This is a genomic window from Pseudomonas sp. NPDC087598, assembly GCF_044743525.1.
Classification (GTDB): Bacteria; Pseudomonadota; Gammaproteobacteria; order Pseudomonadales; family Pseudomonadaceae; genus Aquipseudomonas.
The window spans coordinates 323,314-342,213 of record NZ_JBIUWQ010000001.1 but is presented as its reverse complement, the minus strand read 5'-3'; the positions used below and the strand labels follow the sequence as shown (position 1 = coordinate 342,213).

Sequence of the window (18,900 nt, the reverse complement as noted above, 5' to 3'; positions counted from 1 at the left end):
TTACGGTTTCAGCCACAGCAGAACATAGTCGTTTTTATCGAAACGCCCACTCACCACCGGTTCCAGGGTTTGCAGCGGTGTACCCGCGAGCGCCTTGAAGTCGTTGCGATCCATCATCAGCCACGCCGGGCCTTTGAGCGCTTCCAGGTCCTGCACGGTTTCGCTGAACTGTGGTTGCAGATCCTGTTCGAGGTTGACCATGAACTTGATCGCCTTGGCATCTTTGCCCATGCCGTGCAGCACCAGCGGCGCCGGGTTTTGTTGAACCTGAGCAAACGCTTCACGGCTGAAGGTGCGGGTGTCGTACATCTGCCGTTCAACCGGTTCGAACACCATTGCATACACCGCCCACAGCGCCAGCACTGCGCTGAACGCCATGACCTCGGCACGCCAGCGCGGTCGCCACAATCGCGACAACGCCAACACTTGCAGCACGCCGAGCACGATCAACACCGGCGTCAGCCCATTCAGCGTTTCAGGAAAGCGTCGCTGCGCAACCAGCAACACCACCAACAGCAACCCCGGCGTCAGCAGCCACAGCCCTTGAATCACGCCGCGCAACCAGACGAACACGCGCCCGTGCGCCACCTGAAACGGATACGCCGCAATGATCGCCGCCATCGGCAACATCGGCAGCAGATAACGCGCCTTCTTCGCCTGCGGGATCGACAGCCCGACCATCACGATCAATCCCGCGGCCGCGCAATATTGCACCAGACGCAAGGCCGGTCCGCGCTGCTGCGGTTTGCTCAGCCACGCGCAAGCCAACGCCAGTAGGGCCAGCGGATAGGCCAGCGCATAGTTGCCGAGTGAACTGGTGAAGTAATACAACGAACCGCTGACGCCTTCGCTGCCATCCATGCGTCCCATGAACTGCATGCGAATCACGTCCTGCATGAACACCGGCCCACCACTGATCTGCGCCAGCCACAACAACAGCCCGACGCACGCCACCAGCAATACCGACGCCAAACCGCCAAACACCAGCAATCGCGACCACTGTCGATTGAGCAGGTAATAACTGCACAGCATCCCGGTCGGCACCACCAGACCGATTGGCCCGCGAATGCCGAAACCGAGCAGCAGCAACACAAAGATCAGCGGCCAGCGTCGTCCACCACTGAAATGATCGTGGGCATAACCGAGATAGAACACGGCAAACGCCACAGCGGCGAGCATCAAATCTTGGGACACCGCGCGCACTTCAGTGACGAACGTACCGGTGAGCATCAGCAAGGCAATACTGAGCAACGCCCAGCGCCGCGAATACGGCGTCAGCAGCCGATACATCAACGTCACCATCACGGCCCCGGCGACAGCGCTCGGCGCCCAGGCCGTGAAGGCGTTGACCGTGCCGAACGGCAGCGACAGCAACCAGACAAACAACGTCGAAACTGCCGAATAATCGGCATACGGCTGACCGTAAGTGGTGGGGAATACCGTCGGCCCGTGACGCAGCATTTCCTGCGCGAACAGCACAAAGCGCGAATCGAATCCGATAGGGGCCTGCCCGTAGACCCCGGCGATAAACAATAAAAACGCCAGCAGCCCTGCGATCAGGGACTGCCGGCGAACGGCAGGCGTCAGCGTAATCAAGCGACGTCGGACGCGTGTGGCCACTGTTGCAGCGGGATCGGCAATTTGCGCGATTCACCACGGCCCATCGGGAAGTAGTGGAAGCCGTTGCGCGCCAGACGCTCGGCGTCGTACAGGTTGCGCCCGTCGAAAATCACCGGGGTGTTGAGGCGCTGCTTGATCAAGTCGAAGTCAGGTGCCTTGAACTGCTGCCACTCAGTGCAGATGATCAACGCGTCGGCGCCCGGCAATACCGATTCCGGGGTGCCCATCAGCATCAGTTTCGATTCGTCCGGGTAGAGGTTCTGGGTTTCCTGCATGGCTTCCGGGTCGAACGCGCGCACGCTGGCGCCGGCGGCCCACAGTTCCTCCAGCAACACGCGGCTCGGTGCATCGCGCATGTCGTCGGTGTTCGGTTTGAACGCCAGGCCCCACAGGGCAAAGGTCTTGCCGCGCAAATCGCCCTTGTAGAACGCGTTGATACGTTCGAACAGTTTGTGCTTTTGCCGCTGGTTGATCGCCTCGACCGCTTGCAGCAAGTCGCTGGAGCAGTGGGCTTCTTCGGCGCTGTGGATCAAGGCGCGCATGTCTTTGGGGAAGCACGAACCGCCATAACCGCAGCCCGGGTAGATGAAGTGATAACCAATGCGCGTGTCGGCACCGATGCCCTGACGCACCGATTCAATGTCGGCACCGAGGTGTTCGGCCAGTTCGGCGATCTGGTTGATGAAGCTGATTTTGGTCGCCAGCATGCAGTTGGCGGCGTACTTGGTCAGCTCGGCGCTGCGCAGGTCCATGAACATGATGCGGTCATGGTTGCGGTTGAACGGCGAATACAGGTCGCGCATGACATCGCGCACCTCATCGCCTTCGCAGCCGATGACGATGCGATCCGGACGGCGGCAGTCAGCGACAGCCGAGCCTTCCTTGAGAAATTCCGGGTTGGAGACGATATCGAATTGCAGCAGGCGACCGACCTTGATCAGAGCCTTTTCGATGTGCGTGCGCAGGGTGTCGCCGGTGCCCACCGGCACCGTGGATTTCTCCACCAGAATCAGCGGTTGCTCACGATGGCGGGCAATCGCGTCGCCCACCGACAGCACGTAACGCAGGTCCGCGGAACCGTCTTCACGCGACGGCGTACCCACGGCGATAAATGCGACCCGACCGTGCTGCACCGCGAGTTTTTCATCGGTGGTGAATTGCAGGCGTTTCGAATCCAGACCTTCACGCACCAGGCTGGCCAGCCCCGGTTCGAAGATGCTGACGTGGCCCTGACGCAACAAGTCGACCTTTTTCTGATCGACGTCCATGCACACGACGTCATGGCCGACCTCGGCCAGTACTGCGGCCTGCACCAGACCGACATATCCGCTACCAAATACTGTGATTTTCATGGAGCACTCCTGAATTCGGGCGCACGAGCCGGACGAGTGTTGATGGTGATGACTCCGAGCATGACCAACGCCACGCCCAGTGATTTAGTGAAACTGAAGGATTCGTTGAACAGCGGCAGACTGGCCGCCAACAGATAAACCAGCGCATAGCTGATGCTCAGCAGCGAATAGGCGCGGCCCAGCGGCAGATCGCGCAGGGCGGCGAGCCAACAGAGCATCGATAGCGCGTAGGCGAAGATCGCCGCGACGACCACCGCCAGCGCTCGCAGGTCGAGACTGTCGAAGGTCAGCCAGTGTTCCGGCGCCGGCAGGCGCGTCATGCTCCAGCGCATGCCCAGTTGCGCAGCGCTGACCAGCAGCACGCTGCCCATGGCGAAGGAGATTCCACGAAACGGATTCATGATTGCTGCCCCAGCAAAACCACGCCGCCGATCACCAGCGCCACGCCGAGCCAATGCTGGCGGTCGATGGGCTCGCGGAACACGAAACGGGCGATCAGGGTGATCAAGACGAAATTGAGGCTGAGCATCGGGTAAGCGATGCCAACTTCCAGACGCTGCAGCACCAGCAGCCAGACCAGCAGGCCCGAGCCCAGTGCAAGCAGCGCCAGCCACAACCACGGCGAGCGCAGTTTGTCGGCCCAGGACGACTCGACACCGCGCCAGCTCTCCACGGCGTATTTCTGCGCGACCTGACCGAGGCAAGTCAGCAGGCAGGCGACCAAAAGCAGCAACAGGCTCATGACGCCTCCTTGGGAAGAATCATGATCACCAGGTTGCCCTGCTCATAACGGACGCCGTCCTTTGGCAGTCTGTCGATTTCGTCCAGTTCGTCTTGCCCCTTGACGCGCATCACCACGCCGACCGAACCGCTGCGGCGCGCCTCGCGCATCCACTGTTGAACCTGTTCGGGATCGACCCGTTGTTGGATGCCGTCAGGATAGGCAAGGCCATATTTCAATTCGCCTATCGTGTTGTACAACGCCACTTGCGGGCGTTTCAGCCGCCAGGCCAGGGCCGATGCGGCGCCCAGATCGTTGCTCAACAGATGATCGGCCTGTGCCAGTTCAGTGACGTGATGCTTGATGAACTGATCGGGCGTTTTGTTGGCGATGACCGATTTGGGCAATGCCGCCGGCAACAGCGCAATCAGCAACAGACTGCCGAAGGCCGGCGCCGCCCAGCACTGCAAGGGCAGAAAGGCTTGCAACAGGTTGGCGATGATCCAGCCGATCAGCGCGATGAACACCAGCACCAGACTGTGCAGTTCGTGGTCGTAGATCGGCCGTGTCAGCTGCACATACACCAGCGCAATCAACACCACGACACCGAGCACCAGATTCAGCAAACCATTGATGCCCAACGCCCGACCTTGCTCCAGTCGCAGGCGATCGGCCAGCGCATTGCCCAGCAGCAACGCCATCGGCAACAGGCACGGCAGGATGTAGGTCGGCAGTTTGCCGTTGCTCAGGCTGAAGAACGCCAGCGGCATCAGCAGCCACAGCAACAGGAACACCACTTTCGGCTGGGCACGGTTTTGCCATGCCTGCCTGAAAGCCGTCGGCAGCAGCCCCACCCACGGCAGACTGAATGCGACCAGCAGCGGCAGGTAAAACCACCACGGCGCATCGTGCTGGGCGTCGTCACCGGCAAAGCGGCGGATGTGCTCGTGCCAGAAGAAGAACCGCCAGTAGTCCGGTTCCTGCGCGTGCACCGCCACCACCCACGGCAGGCTGACAATGATCGCCACGGCAATTGCCACCGGGCCGTACAAGAGCAATTCACGCCAGCGCTTTTGCCAGAGCATCCACGGCAAGGCGATCAGCACCGGCAACACCCAGGCGAGAAAGCCCTTGGTCATGAAGCCCATGCCGCAGGCCAGCCCCAGCACCGCCCACGCAGCCATGCGTTTGCCGCTGGTTTGACTGTCGACGGCAAACCACAGCGCCACCAGACTCAGGTTGACCCAGAAAGTGAATTGCGGATCGAGGTTGGCGTAGCCCGACTGGCCGGCCACCACGGTGAAACTCACGTAGAGCAGGGCGCAGACGAAGCTTTTGCGCGGGTCGTTCCACAGGCGCCGGGCGATCAGGTAGCAGAGCAACACGCTTAAACCGGTGCTCAACGCCGAAGCGAAGCGCACGCCAAACAGGTTCTGCCCGAACAGTTCCTGACCCAGCGCGATCATCCAGTAACCGGCAATCGGCTTCTCGAAATAGCGCAGGCTCATGAAATGCGGCGACACCCAGTTGCCGCTCAGCAGCATGTCCTGGCTGATTTGCGCATAGCGGGTCTCGTCGGGAATCCACAAGCCATGGCTGCTCAGCGGCAGCAGATAAGCCAGCAGACAGATCGCCAACAGCAACAGCGGCAGTGTCCAGCGTTTAGTCATGCGCCTTGCACTCCCAGCCAGCCTTCGCGGCCGTCGAGGGCGCCGCGCTGAACGCGACCCACGGGCAAGGTGTTGAAGAACTCGGGCAACAAGTCGCCCAACGGGGTGAAGTCGATGTTGCGCTGGCGTGCATCGGCCAGCAGTTGACGAAAGTCCTCAGCCATCAGAATCCCTTCTACTTCGGCATGTATGGTGTAAACGTTGAGTTGTCGCGGCAGAAAATGATCGAGGATGAACCGGTTGAAATCCCGCGCCGCAACGATAGGCCCGACGACTTCATCGAAGGTCGGCAGATCCACCGGAATCTGCGGCGTGCCCGGTGTGCCGTCAGCCAGCAACGGACGGAACAGCCGCGTGCCTCGGCAATCGCTGTTGTAGCGAAAGCCGAAAGCCTGCTTCGCTTCGATCACGCGCTCGTCGGCACGCCAGCCGGCAGCGGCCGAACAGGTGACTTTTTCGCCAAGAATGTCGCTCAAGGTGTCGACACCCTGACGGATCTGCTCGATCAATTGCTGGTTGCTCCAGCGCCCGGCATTGGCCTGCCAGCCATGGTGATCCCAGGCGTGCAGGCCGACTTCATGACCGGCGTCGCGGGCCTGACGCATCAGGTGCCCGAGTTCACGGCCAATCGGTTTGCCCGGCCACGCGGTACCGGCCAGCAAAATGTCCCAGCCATACAGGCCGGCCGCGTTGGAGCGAAGCATCTTCCAGAGGAACTGCGGGCGGATCAGGCGCCACAGATGCCGGCCCATGTTGTCGGGGCCGACACTGAAGAAGAACGTTGCCTTGATCTGCGCTTCGTCGAGCATTTCCAGCAGACGCGGCACACCTTCACGGGTGCCGCGAAAGGTATCGACATCGATGCGTAGACCGGCCTGCATTAACGCTTGTCCGCGATTTCGAGCATGGCTTCACGCAGGAAGAAATCCAGCGTATTGCCGATGGTCTCGCGCATTTCCACGGTCGGCGTCCAGTCCAGCAGGCGCTTGGCGTTGGCGATGCTTGGTTTGCGGTGCTCGACGTCCTGGTAGCCAGCGCCATAGAACGCCTTGCTTTCGACGTCGCGGAAACCGGCGAACGGCGGGAAGTTGTCGCGCAGCGGATGCGCTTCGAACTGACGCAGCAACTCTTCACCCAACTGGCGAATGCTGGCTTCGTTGTCCGGGTTGCCGATGTTGATGATCTGGCCGTTGCAGACGTCGTTGTCGTTATCGATGATCCGCGCCAGTGCCTCGACGCCGTCAGCGATGTCGGTGAAGCAGCGTTTCTGCTCACCGCCGTCGAACAGGCGAATCGGCGTGCCTTCCACCAGATTGAGGATCAGCTGGGTGATTGCGCGGGAGCTGCCGATGCGTGCCGAATCGAGACGATCAAGGCGCGGGCCCATCCAGTTGAAAGGACGGAACAGGGTGAAATTCAGACCCTTGGCACCGTACGCCCAGATCACTCGGTCGAGCAGTTGCTTGGACACCGAGTAGATCCAGCGCTGCTTGTTGATCGGCCCGACGATCAGGTTGGAGGTGTCTTCGTCGAAGTTCTTGTCCTGGCACATGCCATAGACTTCCGAGGTCGACGGGAAGATCACGCGCTTGTTGTACTTGACGCAGTAGCGCACCAGTTTGAGGTTTTCTTCGAAGTCGAGTTCGAACACCCGCAACGGATTGCGCGTGTATTCGATCGGCGTGGCGATGGCCACCAGCGGCAGGACCACGTCGCATTTCTTGATGTGGTACTCGATCCACTCGGAGTGAATGCTGATGTCGCCTTCGACGAAGTGGAAACGCGGATGGCTGCGCAGACGCTCGATGGCGTCGGAGCCGATATCCAGACCGTAGACTTCATAGCGATCATCACGCAGCAGACGCTCGGACAGATGATTGCCGATGAAGCCGTTGACGCCGAGGATCAACACGCGAGTGCGACGCGGGCCACGGCCGGATTCGGCGCCGCGCAGCAGCGACCCGTCGACCAGACCGAGTTCGTTGGCCAGTTGCGGGCCGCTCAGGAACAGGCCGTTGTCGTTGCGCTGACCCGACAGAATCACCAGCGAGTCTTCACCGCAGGCAATGCGCAGCGGATCGACGCTGATCACCCGGCCCGGGGCCTGGCCTTCGTTGCCTTTGACGACTTCGGCGCTCCAGACAATCAGCTTGTGCTCGCCCACGGCGCAGAAGGCGCCCGGGTACGGCTGAGTGACGGCGCGGACCAGATTGAACAGTTGCTCGGCAGGTTGCGCCCAGACCAGTTTGCCGTCGGCGGCGGTGCGACGACCGAACACCGTGGCCTGGCTTTCGTCCTGCGCGGTTTCGCTGATTTTGCCTTGCAGCATCGACGGCAGGGTGTCGCGCAACAGATCGCTGGCGGCGACACGCAGTTTGCCGTGCAGGCTCAGCGCCGTGTCGCTGCGCTCGATGGCCACGCGTTGCTGAGCGACGATGGCGCCGGCATCGGCACGTTTGACCATGCGGTGCAGGGTCACGCCGGTTTCGGTTTCGCCGTTGACCAGCACCCAGTTGGCCGGAGCGCGGCCACGGTAGCGCGGCAGCAACGAGCCGTGCAGGTTGAACGCACCTTTTTTTGCCGTGGCCAGCAGCGGCTCGCTCAGCAGGTTGCGGTAGTAAAAGGAAAAAATGTAATCCGGGTCGAGCTTGGCGATGCGCTCGATCCACAGCGGATGGTTGGCGTCTTCCGGCGCGTGCACCGGAATACCCTTGGTGGCACACAGTTGCGCGACCGAGGCGTAGAAAGCGTTCTCTTTCGGGTCATCGGCGTGAGTGAACACCGCGGCGATGTCGTAGCCGCTGTCGAGCAGGGCTTGAATGCCGGCGCAGCCAATATCGTGGTAAGCGAAGACAACAGTTTTTGCACTCATGAGAGAACCTGACCGGTAGTAGAAGTTGTAGAAGGAGTAGAAGACAGACCATCAACGGTGACGGCCGGCGCCGGCGTAGCGGGGTGGCTGCGCAGCACCTTTTCAATGAAGAAACGCGGGCGGGCGCGCACGTCGCTGTACATGCGTCCCAGGTATTCGCCGAGCAGGCCCATGCCGATGAACTGGCCACCGGTAAACACGAACAGCACCGCGAACAGCACGAACATGCCGTCCCCGGCCCAGCCGGAACCGAAGGCCAGACGCAATACGATCAACGCGACGGCAAACAACACGCCGAGCCCGGCCATGGTGAAACCGACGATGCTCAGCAAGCGCAAAGGCGTGGTGGTCATGCAGGTGATCAGGTCGAACATCAGGTTGATCAGACGCATCGGGCTGTACTTCGAATCGCCATGCTCACGCTCGGCGTGGGCGACAACGATTTCGGTGGTGTGGCGGGCGAAGCTGTTGGCCAGAATCGGGATGAACGTGCTGCGTTCACGGCAGGCGAGCATCGCGTCGATGATCGTGCGGCGGTAAGCGCGGAGCATGCAGCCGTAGTCGCTCATGGCGACGCCGGTGGAGCGCTGTACGGCGAGGTTGATCAGTTTCGACGGGTAGCGGCGCAACGCCGAATCCTGGCGATTGCCGCGCACGGTGCCGACCACGTCGTAGCCTTTTTCGGCCTCGGCGACCAGACGCGGGATTTCTTCCGGCGGGTTCTGCAGGTCGGCGTCGAGTGTGATCACCACGTCGCCCTTGCATTGCTCGAACCCGGCCATGATCGCCGCGTGCTGGCCGTAGTTGCGGTTGAGGATCACCGCGACGAAAGGGCTGTCTTCGCGGCTGGCGGCTTCTTCCAGCAGATTGGCGGACTCGTCACGGCTGCCGTCGTCGACGAGGACGATTTCGTAGTCGTGGCGCAGCAACCGGCACGCCGCTTCGGTGCGACGCAGCAGTTCCGGCAGGCTGTCCTGTTCGTTGTAGACCGGAATGACGATCGACACACAACGGATTGGGTAAGGTTTCACGGGCGTTTGTCCATAAGAGTGGCGATGGCGCCGACCACACGATCAAGGTCTTGATCGGTCATGTCGGGGAACAACGGAATCGAGCACAGCCGCGCCGAGTTCCATTCGGTGTTGGGCAGATACAGATCGGGGTCGCGCTGGCGGTACCAGGTGTGCAGGTGGGTGGCAATGAAATGGATGCCGGTGCCGATGCCCTGATCCTGCAAACCTTTCATGAAGGCTTCGCGGTCCATGCCGCAGCGCTCGCTGTCGATGCGCAGGATGAACAGGTGCCAGGCGTGGGTTTGTTCGTAGGCAGGCACGGCCAGTGGTTGCACCGGCAGGCCTTCGAGTTTTTGCCGGTAGGCAGCAGCCAGTTCGGTGCGGCGGGCGTTGATCGCGTCCAGACGCTCCAGTTGCACCAAAGCAATCGCCGCGTTGATGTCGGCCAGGTTGTATTTGAAACCCGGTTCCATGACCTGCGCCTGCGGCTTGCGGCCACCGGTGAGGCGGTCGTAGGCATCAACGCCCAGACCATGAAATTTGAGCATGCGCACGCGACTGGCCAGCGCTTCGTCGTCGGTGACGAACATCGCGCCTTCGGCGCAGGTCATGTTCTTGATCGCGTGGAAGGAAAAAATCGCCGTGCCTTGGGAGCCCACATGGCGGCCCTTGTAGCGGGTGCCGGCGGCATGGGCAGCGTCTTCGATCACGGCAATGCCGTGTTTGTCGGCCAGTGCGTACAGCGGATCGAGATCGAATGCCGCGCCAGCGTAATGCACCGGAATGATCGCTTTGGTGCGCGGGGTGATGGCGGCTTCGATGCGGGCGGCGTCGGTCATCAGCGTGTCGCAGTCGACGTCGACGAACACCGGCGTGGCGCCGATCAGCGAGATCATGTTGGCGGTCGAGACCCAGGTCTGCGACGGCGTGATGACTTCGTCACCGGGGCCAATGCCCAACGCCAGCAAGGTGATGTGCATGCCGCCGGTGGCCGAAGACAAGGCCACGGCGTGCCGGCAGCCAACGTACTGTGCAAATTGTTCTTCGAGTGCCTGGTTTTTCGGCCCGGTGGTGATCCAGCCTGAACGCAATACTTGCTCTACGGCAGCAATTTCTTCATCACCGATACTGGGACGAGAGAAGGGGAGAAACGCCTGACTCATGAACACCTCATCACAAACAAATCAGAAGAAAACTTGATCGACAAACAGGATCCAATCTCAGCGTAGGCGCAAAAATTACCTTTGCATCAATAAGTTGCCGGAATGACTTACCGTCGGGGTCAGGTTGACTTTTCGGGCGTTGCGCGGCAGTTTGGGCACCGCCGCCGCGGGTTCTATTGGAATTAAGGTTATGCCCGTTTTTGTGAAAGGAACATGAAAAAGCGGTCGGCGAATCGTTTATATGAAACTCATACAGCCGCTGTTCAGACTTCTACCGCTTATCGTCATTTTTAGTAGAAAAGTCCTACAAAAGTATTCCTCTTATACGGGGAATGTTGCAGTTGTTAGTTGGTGTATTGAATTGTTTTTACTCAAGGCCTTTACGTTTGATTGACTTGCCCGCTGTTCCGTTGCAACCCCGCCAGAGCAATCCGATGACCGTGTATCTGGCGCGTCTGGCACCCTCCAGCCAACTGACCATGCGCTATGTTTTGCAGGACGCTGCCGACCGCCTCGGTTTCGAAGACATGAATGTCGAAGATATTCCGTGGCACGCCTTGCAGCCTGACGATGTTGTTGCGTTAGTCGCTGCATTACGCGAAGACAACTACGCGCCGAACACTTCTTCGCTCTATGTAAATGCCGTGCGCGGCGTGATGAATGAAGCGTGGCGGATGAGCCTGATCACTCAGGATCATTTATTGAAGATGCGTTCGGTCAAAGGCATTGCCGGCACGCGTCTGTCCCAGGGGCGCAACTTGAAGCGCACGCTGATTCACGAATTGATGGAGGTGTGCGCTGCCGATCCACGCCCACAGGGCCTGCGTGACGCGGCGGTGATTGGCTTGCTGTATGGCACCGGCATGCGCAAGTCGGAGTCGGTGGATCTGGATCTGAATCAGGTCGACTTCAGCGAACGCAGCCTGACCGTCACCGGCAAGGGCAATAAACAACTGATCAAGTACGCACCGGCCTGGGCGTTCGCCAAGCTCAATGCCTGGCTGGAATTTCGCCGTTCGCAACTCAAGGAAGGCGAGAGCGACGATGCCTTTCTGTTCAACCGCATCCGCCGTGGCAGCCACATCACCCGCGAGCGCATCACCAAACACGCGATCTATTACATCGCCCGTCAGCGTGGCACGCAGGTCGGGGTGAAGATCATGCCCCACGATTTCCGCCGCTCGTTCATCACTCGGGTGATCGAGGAACACGATCTGTCGATCGCGCAGAAACTCGCGCACCACAGCAATATCCAGACAACCGCCAACTACGACGTGCGCGACGACAACGAGCGGCGCCGTGCGGTGGATCGCTTCGACCTCTGATCAGGTCGCGGCAAACACATGGGCGGCGCCGAGTATCGACAACTGCACCGCGCTGCCGGCCGGTGGCGCGTGCATGCCGGAGCTGCGCACCAGTAGCGAACGGCCCGAATCCAGAGTGGTTGGCGAGCGCAGTTCGACGGTCAACGTGCAGGTGTTGCCGGCGAAATCGCGTTCAGTGACCACGGCGTTGCAGGCCTGCGCGTCGTTGACGCCGTCGGCCACCTGCAATTGTTCCGGGCGCAGCATGATCTGCGCGTTGCCGATGAAGCCATTGCTGTTGACCGGCACCGGGCCGAGATCGCAATGCGCCCAACCGGATTCGATCCGCGCCGGCATCACCACCGCTTCGCCGAGGAAATGCGCGGTCTGCTCATCGTCCGGGTAGCGGTAGAGGTCCATCGGATGACCCGATTGCACCAGTCGCCCGCCACGCATGACCGCCAACTGATCGGCGAACGACAACGCCTCGCCCTGATCGTGGGTGACCAGAATCGTGGTGACACCGGCCTCTTCGAGCAGGCGTGCGACCATTTTGCGCATAGCGCTGCGCAGGCCGGTATCGAGGGCGGAAAACGGCTCGTCGAGCAGCATCAAGCGTGGTTGCTGCGCCAGCGCCCGGGCCAGGGACACCCGCTGTTGCTGACCGCCGGACAACTCGTGCGGCCAGCGGTTGGCCATGTTGGCGTCAAGCGCCACGCTGTCCATCAGCTGTGCGATGCGCTCGGTCCTGGCCGCGCCGGTCAGGGCCAGACCAAAGCCGATGTTGGCGGCGACGGTCATGTGCGGAAACAGCGCGCCATCCTGCGGCACATAGCCGATCTGGCGTTGGTAGGCAGGCACGGCGTGCGTGCTGTCGACCAGCGTCTGGCCGTTGAGGGTGAGGCTGCCGGCATCGGGAAATTCGAAACCGGCGATCATCCGCAACAGCGTGGTTTTGCCGGAACCGGAGGGGCCGACGATGACCGTGCGGCTGCCAGTCGCAACGGACAGACAGATGTCATCCAGCGCTTTCTGCGCGCCAAAGGATTTGCTCAGGGAAATCAGTTCGAGTGCGTTCATCGGCCAGCGGTGCGCCTGGATTGGTGATAGAGAATGGCCGTCAGCGGCAGCGAAAGCACAACCATCAGCAGCGCGTAAGGCGCAGCAGCGGCGTAATCGATTTCGCTGGTCATGGCCCAGAAACCGGTGGCCAGGGTCCGCGTGCCGTTGGGGGCGAGCAGTAGCGTGGCGGTCAGCTCGTTGGTGATCGCCAGAAACACTAGCGCAGCACCAGCGGCAGCACCGGGCGCAGCGAGGCGCAGAGTGATCAGCCACAAAGCGCGCGACGGCGAGCGGCCGAGGCTCTGGGCGATGTTTTCCAGCTCAACCGGTGCCTGAGCGAAACCGGCGCGCAGGCTGACCAGCGCCCGTGGCAAAAACATCAGCAGGTAAGCGAGCAACACCGTGATGGTGGTCTGGTAGATCGGTCGGGCGAAATGGATGGTCACGGTAACCAGCGCCAGTGCCACAACGATTCCCGGCAACGAGCTGGTGATGTAGTTGCAGCCTTCGAGCAAGCGCTGCAATTTTCCCGGCGCACGAATCGACAGCCAGGCAATCGGAATCGCCGCCAGACTGGTGAGCAAGGCACCGGCGACACCGAACGACAGGGTTTGCAGGAGGGCGGGCAACAGCTCGCCACTTTCCCAGACCTCGGCACCGCCAGCGATCAGCCAGCGGCCCAGTGTCAGCAACGGCACACCGAGCGCGAGCAGGCAGGTCAGGCTTTGCAGGATAAGTCCGAACACCACAGCGCTGCGCTTCAAGCGAATGCTGCGCTGTTCGCGGGCACTGCCTGAGCCGACTCGCGCATAGCGCGCCTGGCCACGGGCGGCGGATTCGACGGTGAGCATCGCCAGACAACACAGGGCCAGCACCCCGGCGAGCATGTTCGCCGCCGGGCCGTTAAAGGTCGACTTGAACTGATCGAAAATCGCCGTGGTGAAGGTGTCGAAACGGATCATCGCGTAGAGGCCGTATTCGGCCAGCAGGTGCAGACCGACCAACAACGCACCGCCACAGATCGCCAGACGCAATTGCGGCAAAACCACCCGAAAAAACACCGCCCAGGGCTTGAGGCCAAGGGATTCGGCAACGTCCTCAATCGCCGGATCGAGGCGACGCAAAGTCGCTGCGATCGGCAGATAAAGAAACGGGAAATAAGCGATCACCGACACCAGCACGCCGGCGGGCAATCCATGAATCGACGGAATCAGGCTGACCCACGCGTAACTGTGCACGAACGCCGGCACCGCCAGCGGTGCCACCGCGAGCAGCGACCACAGGCGCCGTCCGGGCAGGTTGGTGCGCTCGGTCAGCCACGCCAGCGTGGTGCCAAGCACAATGCACAGCGGCAGGGTGATCAACACCAGCAGCACGGTGTTGATCAGCAGTTCGGCCACCCGTGGGCGGAATACCAAGGCCTGAATGCTCGCCCAACCGGTGGTCCACGACACGCCGATCACAAAAACGATCGGCAGCAGTGACAACAAGGAAATGCCAATCGCCAACGCGACCACCCACGAACCTCCGCGACCGTTAAGGGCGCGGGATTTCAATGGGCGGTGGGCGGAGGAGGCCGCAGCCACCTCCGCCGGTAAGGTTTCCGGCATCACTTACAACAGTCCGGCCTGAGTCATCAGCTCGACGGCTTTCTTGCTGTCGAGTTTCGACGCATCGACTTTTGGCGCATCAAGATCCTTCAGCGGCGTCAGTTTCGGATTGGACGGCGCGTCCTTGCCGACTGCGTATTCGAAGGAATTACCGGTGTGGAGAATCTCCTGGCCCTGTTTGCCGGTGACGTAGGCGAGGAATTTCTGCGCCTCGTCCTGATGTTTGCTGGAGGCCAGCACGCCACCGCCGGAGATGCTCACGAAGGCACCCGGGTCCTGATGTTTGAAGTAGTAGAGTTTGGTGTTGTTGCTGTTTTCGCCGGTCTTGGACTGATCGACGAAGCTGTAATAGTGGTAGATCACGCCGCTGTCGATCTGCTCGGCGTTCACCGCTTTGAGCACGGCGCTGTTGCCACGGTAGACGGTGGCATTGGTTTTCATGCCTTTGAGCCAGTCGAGCGTGGCTGCTTCACCTTTCTGTTCGAGCACGGCGGCGACGATTGCCTGGAAATCCGCGCCGGCCGGGGACGCCGCCCAGCGGCCTTTCCATTCGGGTTTGGCGAGGTCGAGCAGGGATTTTGGCAGGTCTTTTTCCGCCATTTTGCTCGGGTTGTAGACGAACACAGTGGAGCGCGCGGCGATGCCGATCCATTTGCCATGGGCCGGGCGATAAGCCGAATCCACTTGTTCCAGCGTCGCCGGCGCCACCGGGGCGAACAGCTTGGCGTTGTCCACCAGCACCATCGCCGGGGAGTTCTCGGTCAAAAACACATCCGCCGGCGATGCCGCGCCTTCCTGCACCAACTGATTGCCCATCTCGGTGTCGTCGCCGTTGCGAATCGTCACCGGAATCCCGGTTTCTTCGGTAAACCCGGCCACCCAGGCCTTGGTCAGGCTTTCGTGCTGCGCGTTATAGACCAGCAGGCCAACGCTGTCGGCGGCGAACGCCTGACTCGCACCGAACAGGGCAGTGACCAGCAAAGCGCGTTTCAGAAAGGACGGAAACTGTGGATTCATGACGAGAAGGCTCCTGTTTTTCAGACGTTATGGGCAGGCATTCGCGCGCAGACTTCAATGCGAATGATTTGCATATCTTGGGCCGCCGGCAATGTAGAGAAGCAAATGAGAAAAAAACGTCAAACAAACCGTTAATACATGTCATTGGCATTCAGATTAGCAGCGACTCGCCGACGCACGATTGCCGTGCGTCATTCAACGTCATGATGTTCAGGAGGGATTGGGGATGTAGGCGACGCTCTGATCCTCGCGGCCGTGGAAAACCTGCTCGCCGCGTGTCGGTGTGGTGCGGACGACCTGGTGATCGGTGCTGAGGTAGTCGAGCGGCAGCGGATCGCCCGTACGGTACTGGGCAACGATGATCGTGCGTTGCGCGTCCCAATGCTGGCCGCTGTTGCGTTCCAGCCACGCGATCATCGCGGCCGAGTTACCGCTGCGCGGAAAGTCACGAGACTCCGGCACATAGTAGAAGGGCGCACCGCCGGTTTGCAGGTACATCGGCACTTTGTTGTCGACCTCGACCATGACGAAGCGCCACTGATCCAGCGGTGCCTGCCGGCTGGCTTGCTCGCGCACGCTTTCGCCGAAGTGAATCACGCCACCAGCGCTGTTGGTCCACGGGTACAGCACGCCGAGTACCGCGACCATTACTGCGCTGGCGACACCGAAGCCGATTTTCCAGGCACGTTCATTCGTGTTGCCAGCCGCCATGCGCCGGGTGATCCACCACGCGCCGAGCAGTTGCGCGAACGGCACCAGTGGCAACACGTAATAGCTGCGACGGCTGCCGCTGGCGGTGAAGAAGATCATCAGCAGGGCCAGGCCCTTGATCAGCCAGCGAGTGTGAGGCTCGATGCTGCGCCAGTCTCGCAATGCCACACGCAACGCAATGATCCAGCACAGCGCCCACGGCAAGGTGTAGACCGGCAGATACACCAAGTAGGTGTAAATCGGCCCGATGTTGTCGAACGGCTGGAAAAACCGCACGACGTTTTCGCGCAATACCAGACCGAGGCCGCTTTGGCTGTAATTTGCTGCGCCATAGAAGTGCGACAACAGGAACGGCAGCATGTAAAACGCCCCGGCAATCACCAGAGCCGCCGCCAGACGCCAGTTCAGATGACGCTTCCAGCGACCGTCGTCGAGCAAGTGCGGGAGTAACAACAGGCCGGGCAGGATGAAACCGATCAGGCCTTTGAACAGCGACGTCAGCGACAACAGCCCGAAGAAGACGATGTAGCGCCAGAGCCGTGTGTCTTCCGGTCCGCGCCAATACCACCAGAAAGCGGCCAGTACGCCGCACACCGTCAAGGAGTCCGCAGTCGCGACCCGGCCCCAGAACACGAAATAGAACGTTGTCGCGAGCATCCATCCGGCGATGAGCCCGGTGCCTTTGCGAAACAGTTGCTCGCCCAGCAGGTACACCAGCCACACGCTCAACCACGCGGCAATAACCGAAGACAAACGCAGCGACCAGGGTCCCAGACCGCCCGCCAACCAGGCTGAAGCCGTGATCAGCCAGTACGACAGCAACGGTTTGTCGTAGTACGGATCACCCTTGAGATACGGATCGAAATAGTCGCCGCTTTGCAGCATCTGCAAGGCGATGTTGGCCCAGCGGGTTTCCGCGCCCCATAACTCGCGACTGCCCAGCCCGAACAACAGCATCAGCGCAGTCGCTGCCAGCAGCAGCCATAACGCTTTGCGATCGTGTGCCGCTGAGGTCATGGCTGGGTTTTGCTGAAGAGGTAGATTTGCAGGTTGCCGCGCTGGTAATGCTTGCCGTCCGGCGGCAACAGCTCGATCTCCTGGGCTTCCTGAACACTGTTGACGCGCATCACCACACCCACCGAGCCTTTTTTGCGCGCCTCGGTCATCCATTGGCCGACGTCGTCCAGACCGACCTTGCGCGAGGCCATGGCCGGGTCATCGAGGCCGTATTTCAGTTCGCCGACGGTGTTGAACAGGTCAACTTGTGGACGCTTCAGGCGCCACGACAAGGCTGATGCGGCGCCGAGGTCGTTGCTCAGCAGTGAAGTGGTCTCGCTCAACGCCTGCTGGTGTTCGGCAATAAACTGGTCGGGCATTTTGCTGTCGACGATCTGCGCCGGCATCGCCGCTGGCAGCAGCGCGATCAGCAGACCAATGCCCAATGCCGGCATCGCCCACAGCGTCAGCGGCCGCATGATTTGCAGGGCGTTGGCGATGATCCAGCCGATCAGCACGATAAACACCAGCGACAGACTGAACATCTCGGTGTTTTGGTAAATCTCTTTGCTTGCCTGCAAATAGATCAAAGCAATCAGCGCGACACTGGCCAGCACTGTGTTGACCACGCCGTTCAGACGCAGCACCCGTGCGCTGCCACTGTCCAGCCAGTTCACCACGGTATGGCCCATCAACAAGGCCAGTGGCATCAGGCACGGCATGATATAGGTCGGCAACTTGCCGCTGCTCAGGCTGAAGAACGCCAGCGGCAACAGGAACCACAGGGCGAGGAAGGCGATTTTCGGCTGGGCCTTTTCGCGCCAGGTGCGGATCAACGTCGACGGCAGCAACAGCGCCCATGGCAACGTGGCAGCAAACAGCAGCGGCAGGTAGAACCACCATGGCCGCGCATGCTGGGCGTCATCGCCGGCAGCGAAACGGCGGATGTGTTCATGCCAGAAGAAGAATCGCCAGAAGTCCGGTTCCCGTACGTGAACGGCCAGTGCCCACGGCACGCTGACAAGCGCAGCCACCAACACCGCCACCGGGCCGAAGCGCAGCAATTCGCCAAAGCGGCGTTGCCAGATCATGTAGGGCAGGGCGATCAATACCGGTAGCAGCAAAGCGAGAAAACCTTTGGTCATCAGGCCCATGCCGCACGCCGCGCCCAGCAACGCCCAACTGCCAATCCGCGCCGCGGTGTTGCGACTGTCGATGGCAAACCAGACCGCCACCAGACTCAGGTTGACCCACAAGGTGAACTGCGGATCGAGGTTGGCATAACCGGCTTGGCCGGCGATCAAACCAAAACTCATGAACAGCAACGCGCACGCCGCGCTGAGACGCGGACTGTTCCACAGTCGCTGAGCTAGCAGATAGGTCAGCCAGACACTCACACCGGTGCTCAGCGCCGAGGCGATCCTGACGCCAAACAGGTTGTCGCCAAAAATCGCCTGGCCGATGGCAATCATCCAGTAGCCGGCAATCGGTTTCTCGAAGTAACGGATGCCCATGAAATGCGGCGCGACCCAGTTGCCGCTCAGGAGCATTTCCTGGCTGATCTGGCCGTAACGGGTTTCATCGGGGATCCATAAGCCGTGGCTCATCAGCGGCAGCAGGTAAAACAGCACAAAGGCGAGAAGCAGACCGGGAATAGCCCAGCGTTCAAATGTTCGTGCTGTTGGCGCTTGCGATAAATGCCGGACAGCGTGGCGCAACGGTTTGTTATCAGACGTCATGACTGGACCTTGGCGCAGATATAAATGTCGGGGGGTGAAGCGTTGAATTG

General features: G+C 60.9%; 15 protein-coding genes. 1 reads left to right on the top strand and 14 read right to left on the bottom strand.

Annotated features, from left to right (window positions below):
- Genes ACIOWE_RS01405 through arnB form a run of 9 tightly spaced genes read right to left on the bottom strand, consistent with a single transcriptional unit; the run spans position 1 to position 10,411 of the window.
- Positions 1-1,596 (bottom strand): ArnT family glycosyltransferase, encoded by a 1,596-nt coding sequence (locus ACIOWE_RS01405; RefSeq protein WP_401386491.1) that lies wholly within the window; start codon positions 1,594-1,596, stop codon positions 1-3.
- On the bottom strand, positions 1,593-2,972 hold the full coding sequence (locus ACIOWE_RS01400) for a UDP-glucose dehydrogenase family protein (RefSeq protein ID WP_401386384.1): 1,380 nt from the start codon (positions 2,970-2,972) through the stop codon (positions 1,593-1,595). The genes ACIOWE_RS01405 and ACIOWE_RS01400 overlap by 4 nt, the downstream gene beginning before the upstream one ends.
- On the bottom strand, positions 2,969-3,373 hold the full coding sequence (gene arnF / locus ACIOWE_RS01395; protein ID WP_401386381.1) for a 4-amino-4-deoxy-L-arabinose-phosphoundecaprenol flippase subunit ArnF: 405 nt from the start codon (positions 3,371-3,373) through the stop codon (positions 2,969-2,971). Before arnF ends, ACIOWE_RS01400 begins: the two co-directional genes overlap by 4 nt.
- On the bottom strand, positions 3,370-3,714 hold the full coding sequence (arnE, locus tag ACIOWE_RS01390) for a 4-amino-4-deoxy-L-arabinose-phosphoundecaprenol flippase subunit ArnE (protein ID WP_201238185.1): 345 nt from the start codon (positions 3,712-3,714) through the stop codon (positions 3,370-3,372). Before arnE ends, arnF begins: the two co-directional genes overlap by 4 nt.
- Positions 3,711-5,363 (bottom strand): lipid IV(A) 4-amino-4-deoxy-L-arabinosyltransferase, encoded by a 1,653-nt coding sequence (arnT, locus tag ACIOWE_RS01385; protein ID WP_401386378.1) that lies wholly within the window; start codon positions 5,361-5,363, stop codon positions 3,711-3,713. Before arnT (ACIOWE_RS01385) ends, arnE begins: the two co-directional genes overlap by 4 nt.
- Entirely contained in the window at positions 5,360-6,244 is an 885-nt protein-coding gene (gene arnD / locus ACIOWE_RS01380) for a 4-deoxy-4-formamido-L-arabinose-phosphoundecaprenol deformylase (RefSeq protein WP_401386376.1), read from the bottom strand. The genes arnT (ACIOWE_RS01385) and arnD overlap by 4 nt, the downstream gene beginning before the upstream one ends.
- Positions 6,244-8,235 (bottom strand): bifunctional UDP-4-amino-4-deoxy-L-arabinose formyltransferase/UDP-glucuronic acid oxidase ArnA, encoded by a 1,992-nt coding sequence (arnA, locus tag ACIOWE_RS01375; RefSeq protein ID WP_401386373.1) that lies wholly within the window; start codon positions 8,233-8,235, stop codon positions 6,244-6,246. The genes arnD and arnA overlap by 1 nt, the downstream gene beginning before the upstream one ends.
- The gene (gene arnC / locus ACIOWE_RS01370; protein ID WP_201238181.1) at positions 8,232-9,266 is read right to left on the bottom strand and encodes an undecaprenyl-phosphate 4-deoxy-4-formamido-L-arabinose transferase; all 1,035 of its coding nucleotides are present in this window, start codon (positions 9,264-9,266) and stop codon (positions 8,232-8,234) included. The genes arnA and arnC overlap by 4 nt, the downstream gene beginning before the upstream one ends.
- Positions 9,263-10,411, bottom strand: a complete 1,149-nt coding sequence (gene arnB, locus ACIOWE_RS01365; RefSeq protein ID WP_401386370.1) for a UDP-4-amino-4-deoxy-L-arabinose aminotransferase — start codon at positions 10,409-10,411, stop codon at positions 9,263-9,265. Before arnB ends, arnC begins: the two co-directional genes overlap by 4 nt.
- 434 nt (positions 10,412-10,845) lie before the next feature.
- On the opposite strand from arnB, the gene xerC reads away from it, so the two are divergent.
- Positions 10,846-11,736: a tyrosine recombinase XerC gene (gene xerC, locus ACIOWE_RS01360; protein ID WP_401386488.1), complete on the top strand. Its 891-nt coding sequence runs from the start codon at positions 10,846-10,848 to the stop codon at positions 11,734-11,736.
- On the opposite strand, the gene ACIOWE_RS01355 is transcribed toward xerC, so the two are convergent.
- The 5 genes from ACIOWE_RS01355 to arnT (ACIOWE_RS01335) form a co-directional block, all read right to left on the bottom strand.
- Positions 11,737-12,795, bottom strand: coding sequence for an ABC transporter ATP-binding protein (locus ACIOWE_RS01355; RefSeq protein ID WP_401386367.1), 1,059 nt, complete (start codon positions 12,793-12,795; stop codon positions 11,737-11,739).
- Positions 12,792-14,387, bottom strand: coding sequence for an ABC transporter permease (locus tag ACIOWE_RS01350; RefSeq protein ID WP_401386364.1), 1,596 nt, complete (start codon positions 14,385-14,387; stop codon positions 12,792-12,794). The genes ACIOWE_RS01355 and ACIOWE_RS01350 overlap by 4 nt, the downstream gene beginning before the upstream one ends.
- Positions 14,388-14,390: 3 nt before the next feature.
- The gene (locus ACIOWE_RS01345; protein WP_401386361.1) at positions 14,391-15,404 is read right to left on the bottom strand and encodes an iron ABC transporter substrate-binding protein; all 1,014 of its coding nucleotides are present in this window, start codon (positions 15,402-15,404) and stop codon (positions 14,391-14,393) included.
- A gap of 210 nt (positions 15,405-15,614) precedes the next feature.
- Positions 15,615-17,132, bottom strand: a complete 1,518-nt coding sequence (locus ACIOWE_RS01340) for an ArnT family glycosyltransferase (protein ID WP_401386358.1) — start codon at positions 17,130-17,132, stop codon at positions 15,615-15,617.
- Complete coding sequence (arnT, locus tag ACIOWE_RS01335; protein WP_401386355.1) at positions 17,129-18,850, bottom strand: lipid IV(A) 4-amino-4-deoxy-L-arabinosyltransferase; 1,722 nt, start codon at positions 18,848-18,850, stop codon at positions 17,129-17,131. The genes ACIOWE_RS01340 and arnT (ACIOWE_RS01335) overlap by 4 nt, the downstream gene beginning before the upstream one ends.
- Positions 18,851-18,900 lie beyond the last annotated feature (50 nt).

Coding starts and splice junctions, on each gene's coding strand:
- arnT (WP_401386355.1), bottom strand. CDS start 18,850: ATGACGTCTGATAACAAACCGTTGCGCCACGCTGTCCGGCATTTATCG.
- ACIOWE_RS01350 (WP_401386364.1), bottom strand. CDS start 14,387: ATGCCGGAAACCTTACCGGCGGAGGTGGCTGCGGCCTCCTCCGCCCAC.
- arnE (WP_201238185.1), bottom strand. CDS start 3,714: ATGAGCCTGTTGCTGCTTTTGGTCGCCTGCCTGCTGACTTGCCTCGGT.
- xerC (WP_401386488.1), top strand. CDS start 10,846: ATGACCGTGTATCTGGCGCGTCTGGCACCCTCCAGCCAACTGACCATG.
- arnT (WP_401386378.1), bottom strand. CDS start 5,363: ATGACTAAACGCTGGACACTGCCGCTGTTGCTGTTGGCGATCTGTCTG.
- arnB (WP_401386370.1), bottom strand. CDS start 10,411: ATGAGTCAGGCGTTTCTCCCCTTCTCTCGTCCCAGTATCGGTGATGAA.
- arnA (WP_401386373.1), bottom strand. CDS start 8,235: ATGAGTGCAAAAACTGTTGTCTTCGCTTACCACGATATTGGCTGCGCC.
- arnF (WP_401386381.1), bottom strand. CDS start 3,373: ATGAATCCGTTTCGTGGAATCTCCTTCGCCATGGGCAGCGTGCTGCTG.
- arnD (WP_401386376.1), bottom strand. CDS start 6,244: ATGCAGGCCGGTCTACGCATCGATGTCGATACCTTTCGCGGCACCCGT.
- ACIOWE_RS01400 (WP_401386384.1), bottom strand. CDS start 2,972: ATGAAAATCACAGTATTTGGTAGCGGATATGTCGGTCTGGTGCAGGCC.
- ACIOWE_RS01355 (WP_401386367.1), bottom strand. CDS start 12,795: ATGAACGCACTCGAACTGATTTCCCTGAGCAAATCCTTTGGCGCGCAG.
- ACIOWE_RS01345 (WP_401386361.1), bottom strand. CDS start 15,404: ATGAATCCACAGTTTCCGTCCTTTCTGAAACGCGCTTTGCTGGTCACT.
- ACIOWE_RS01340 (WP_401386358.1), bottom strand. CDS start 17,132: ATGACCTCAGCGGCACACGATCGCAAAGCGTTATGGCTGCTGCTGGCA.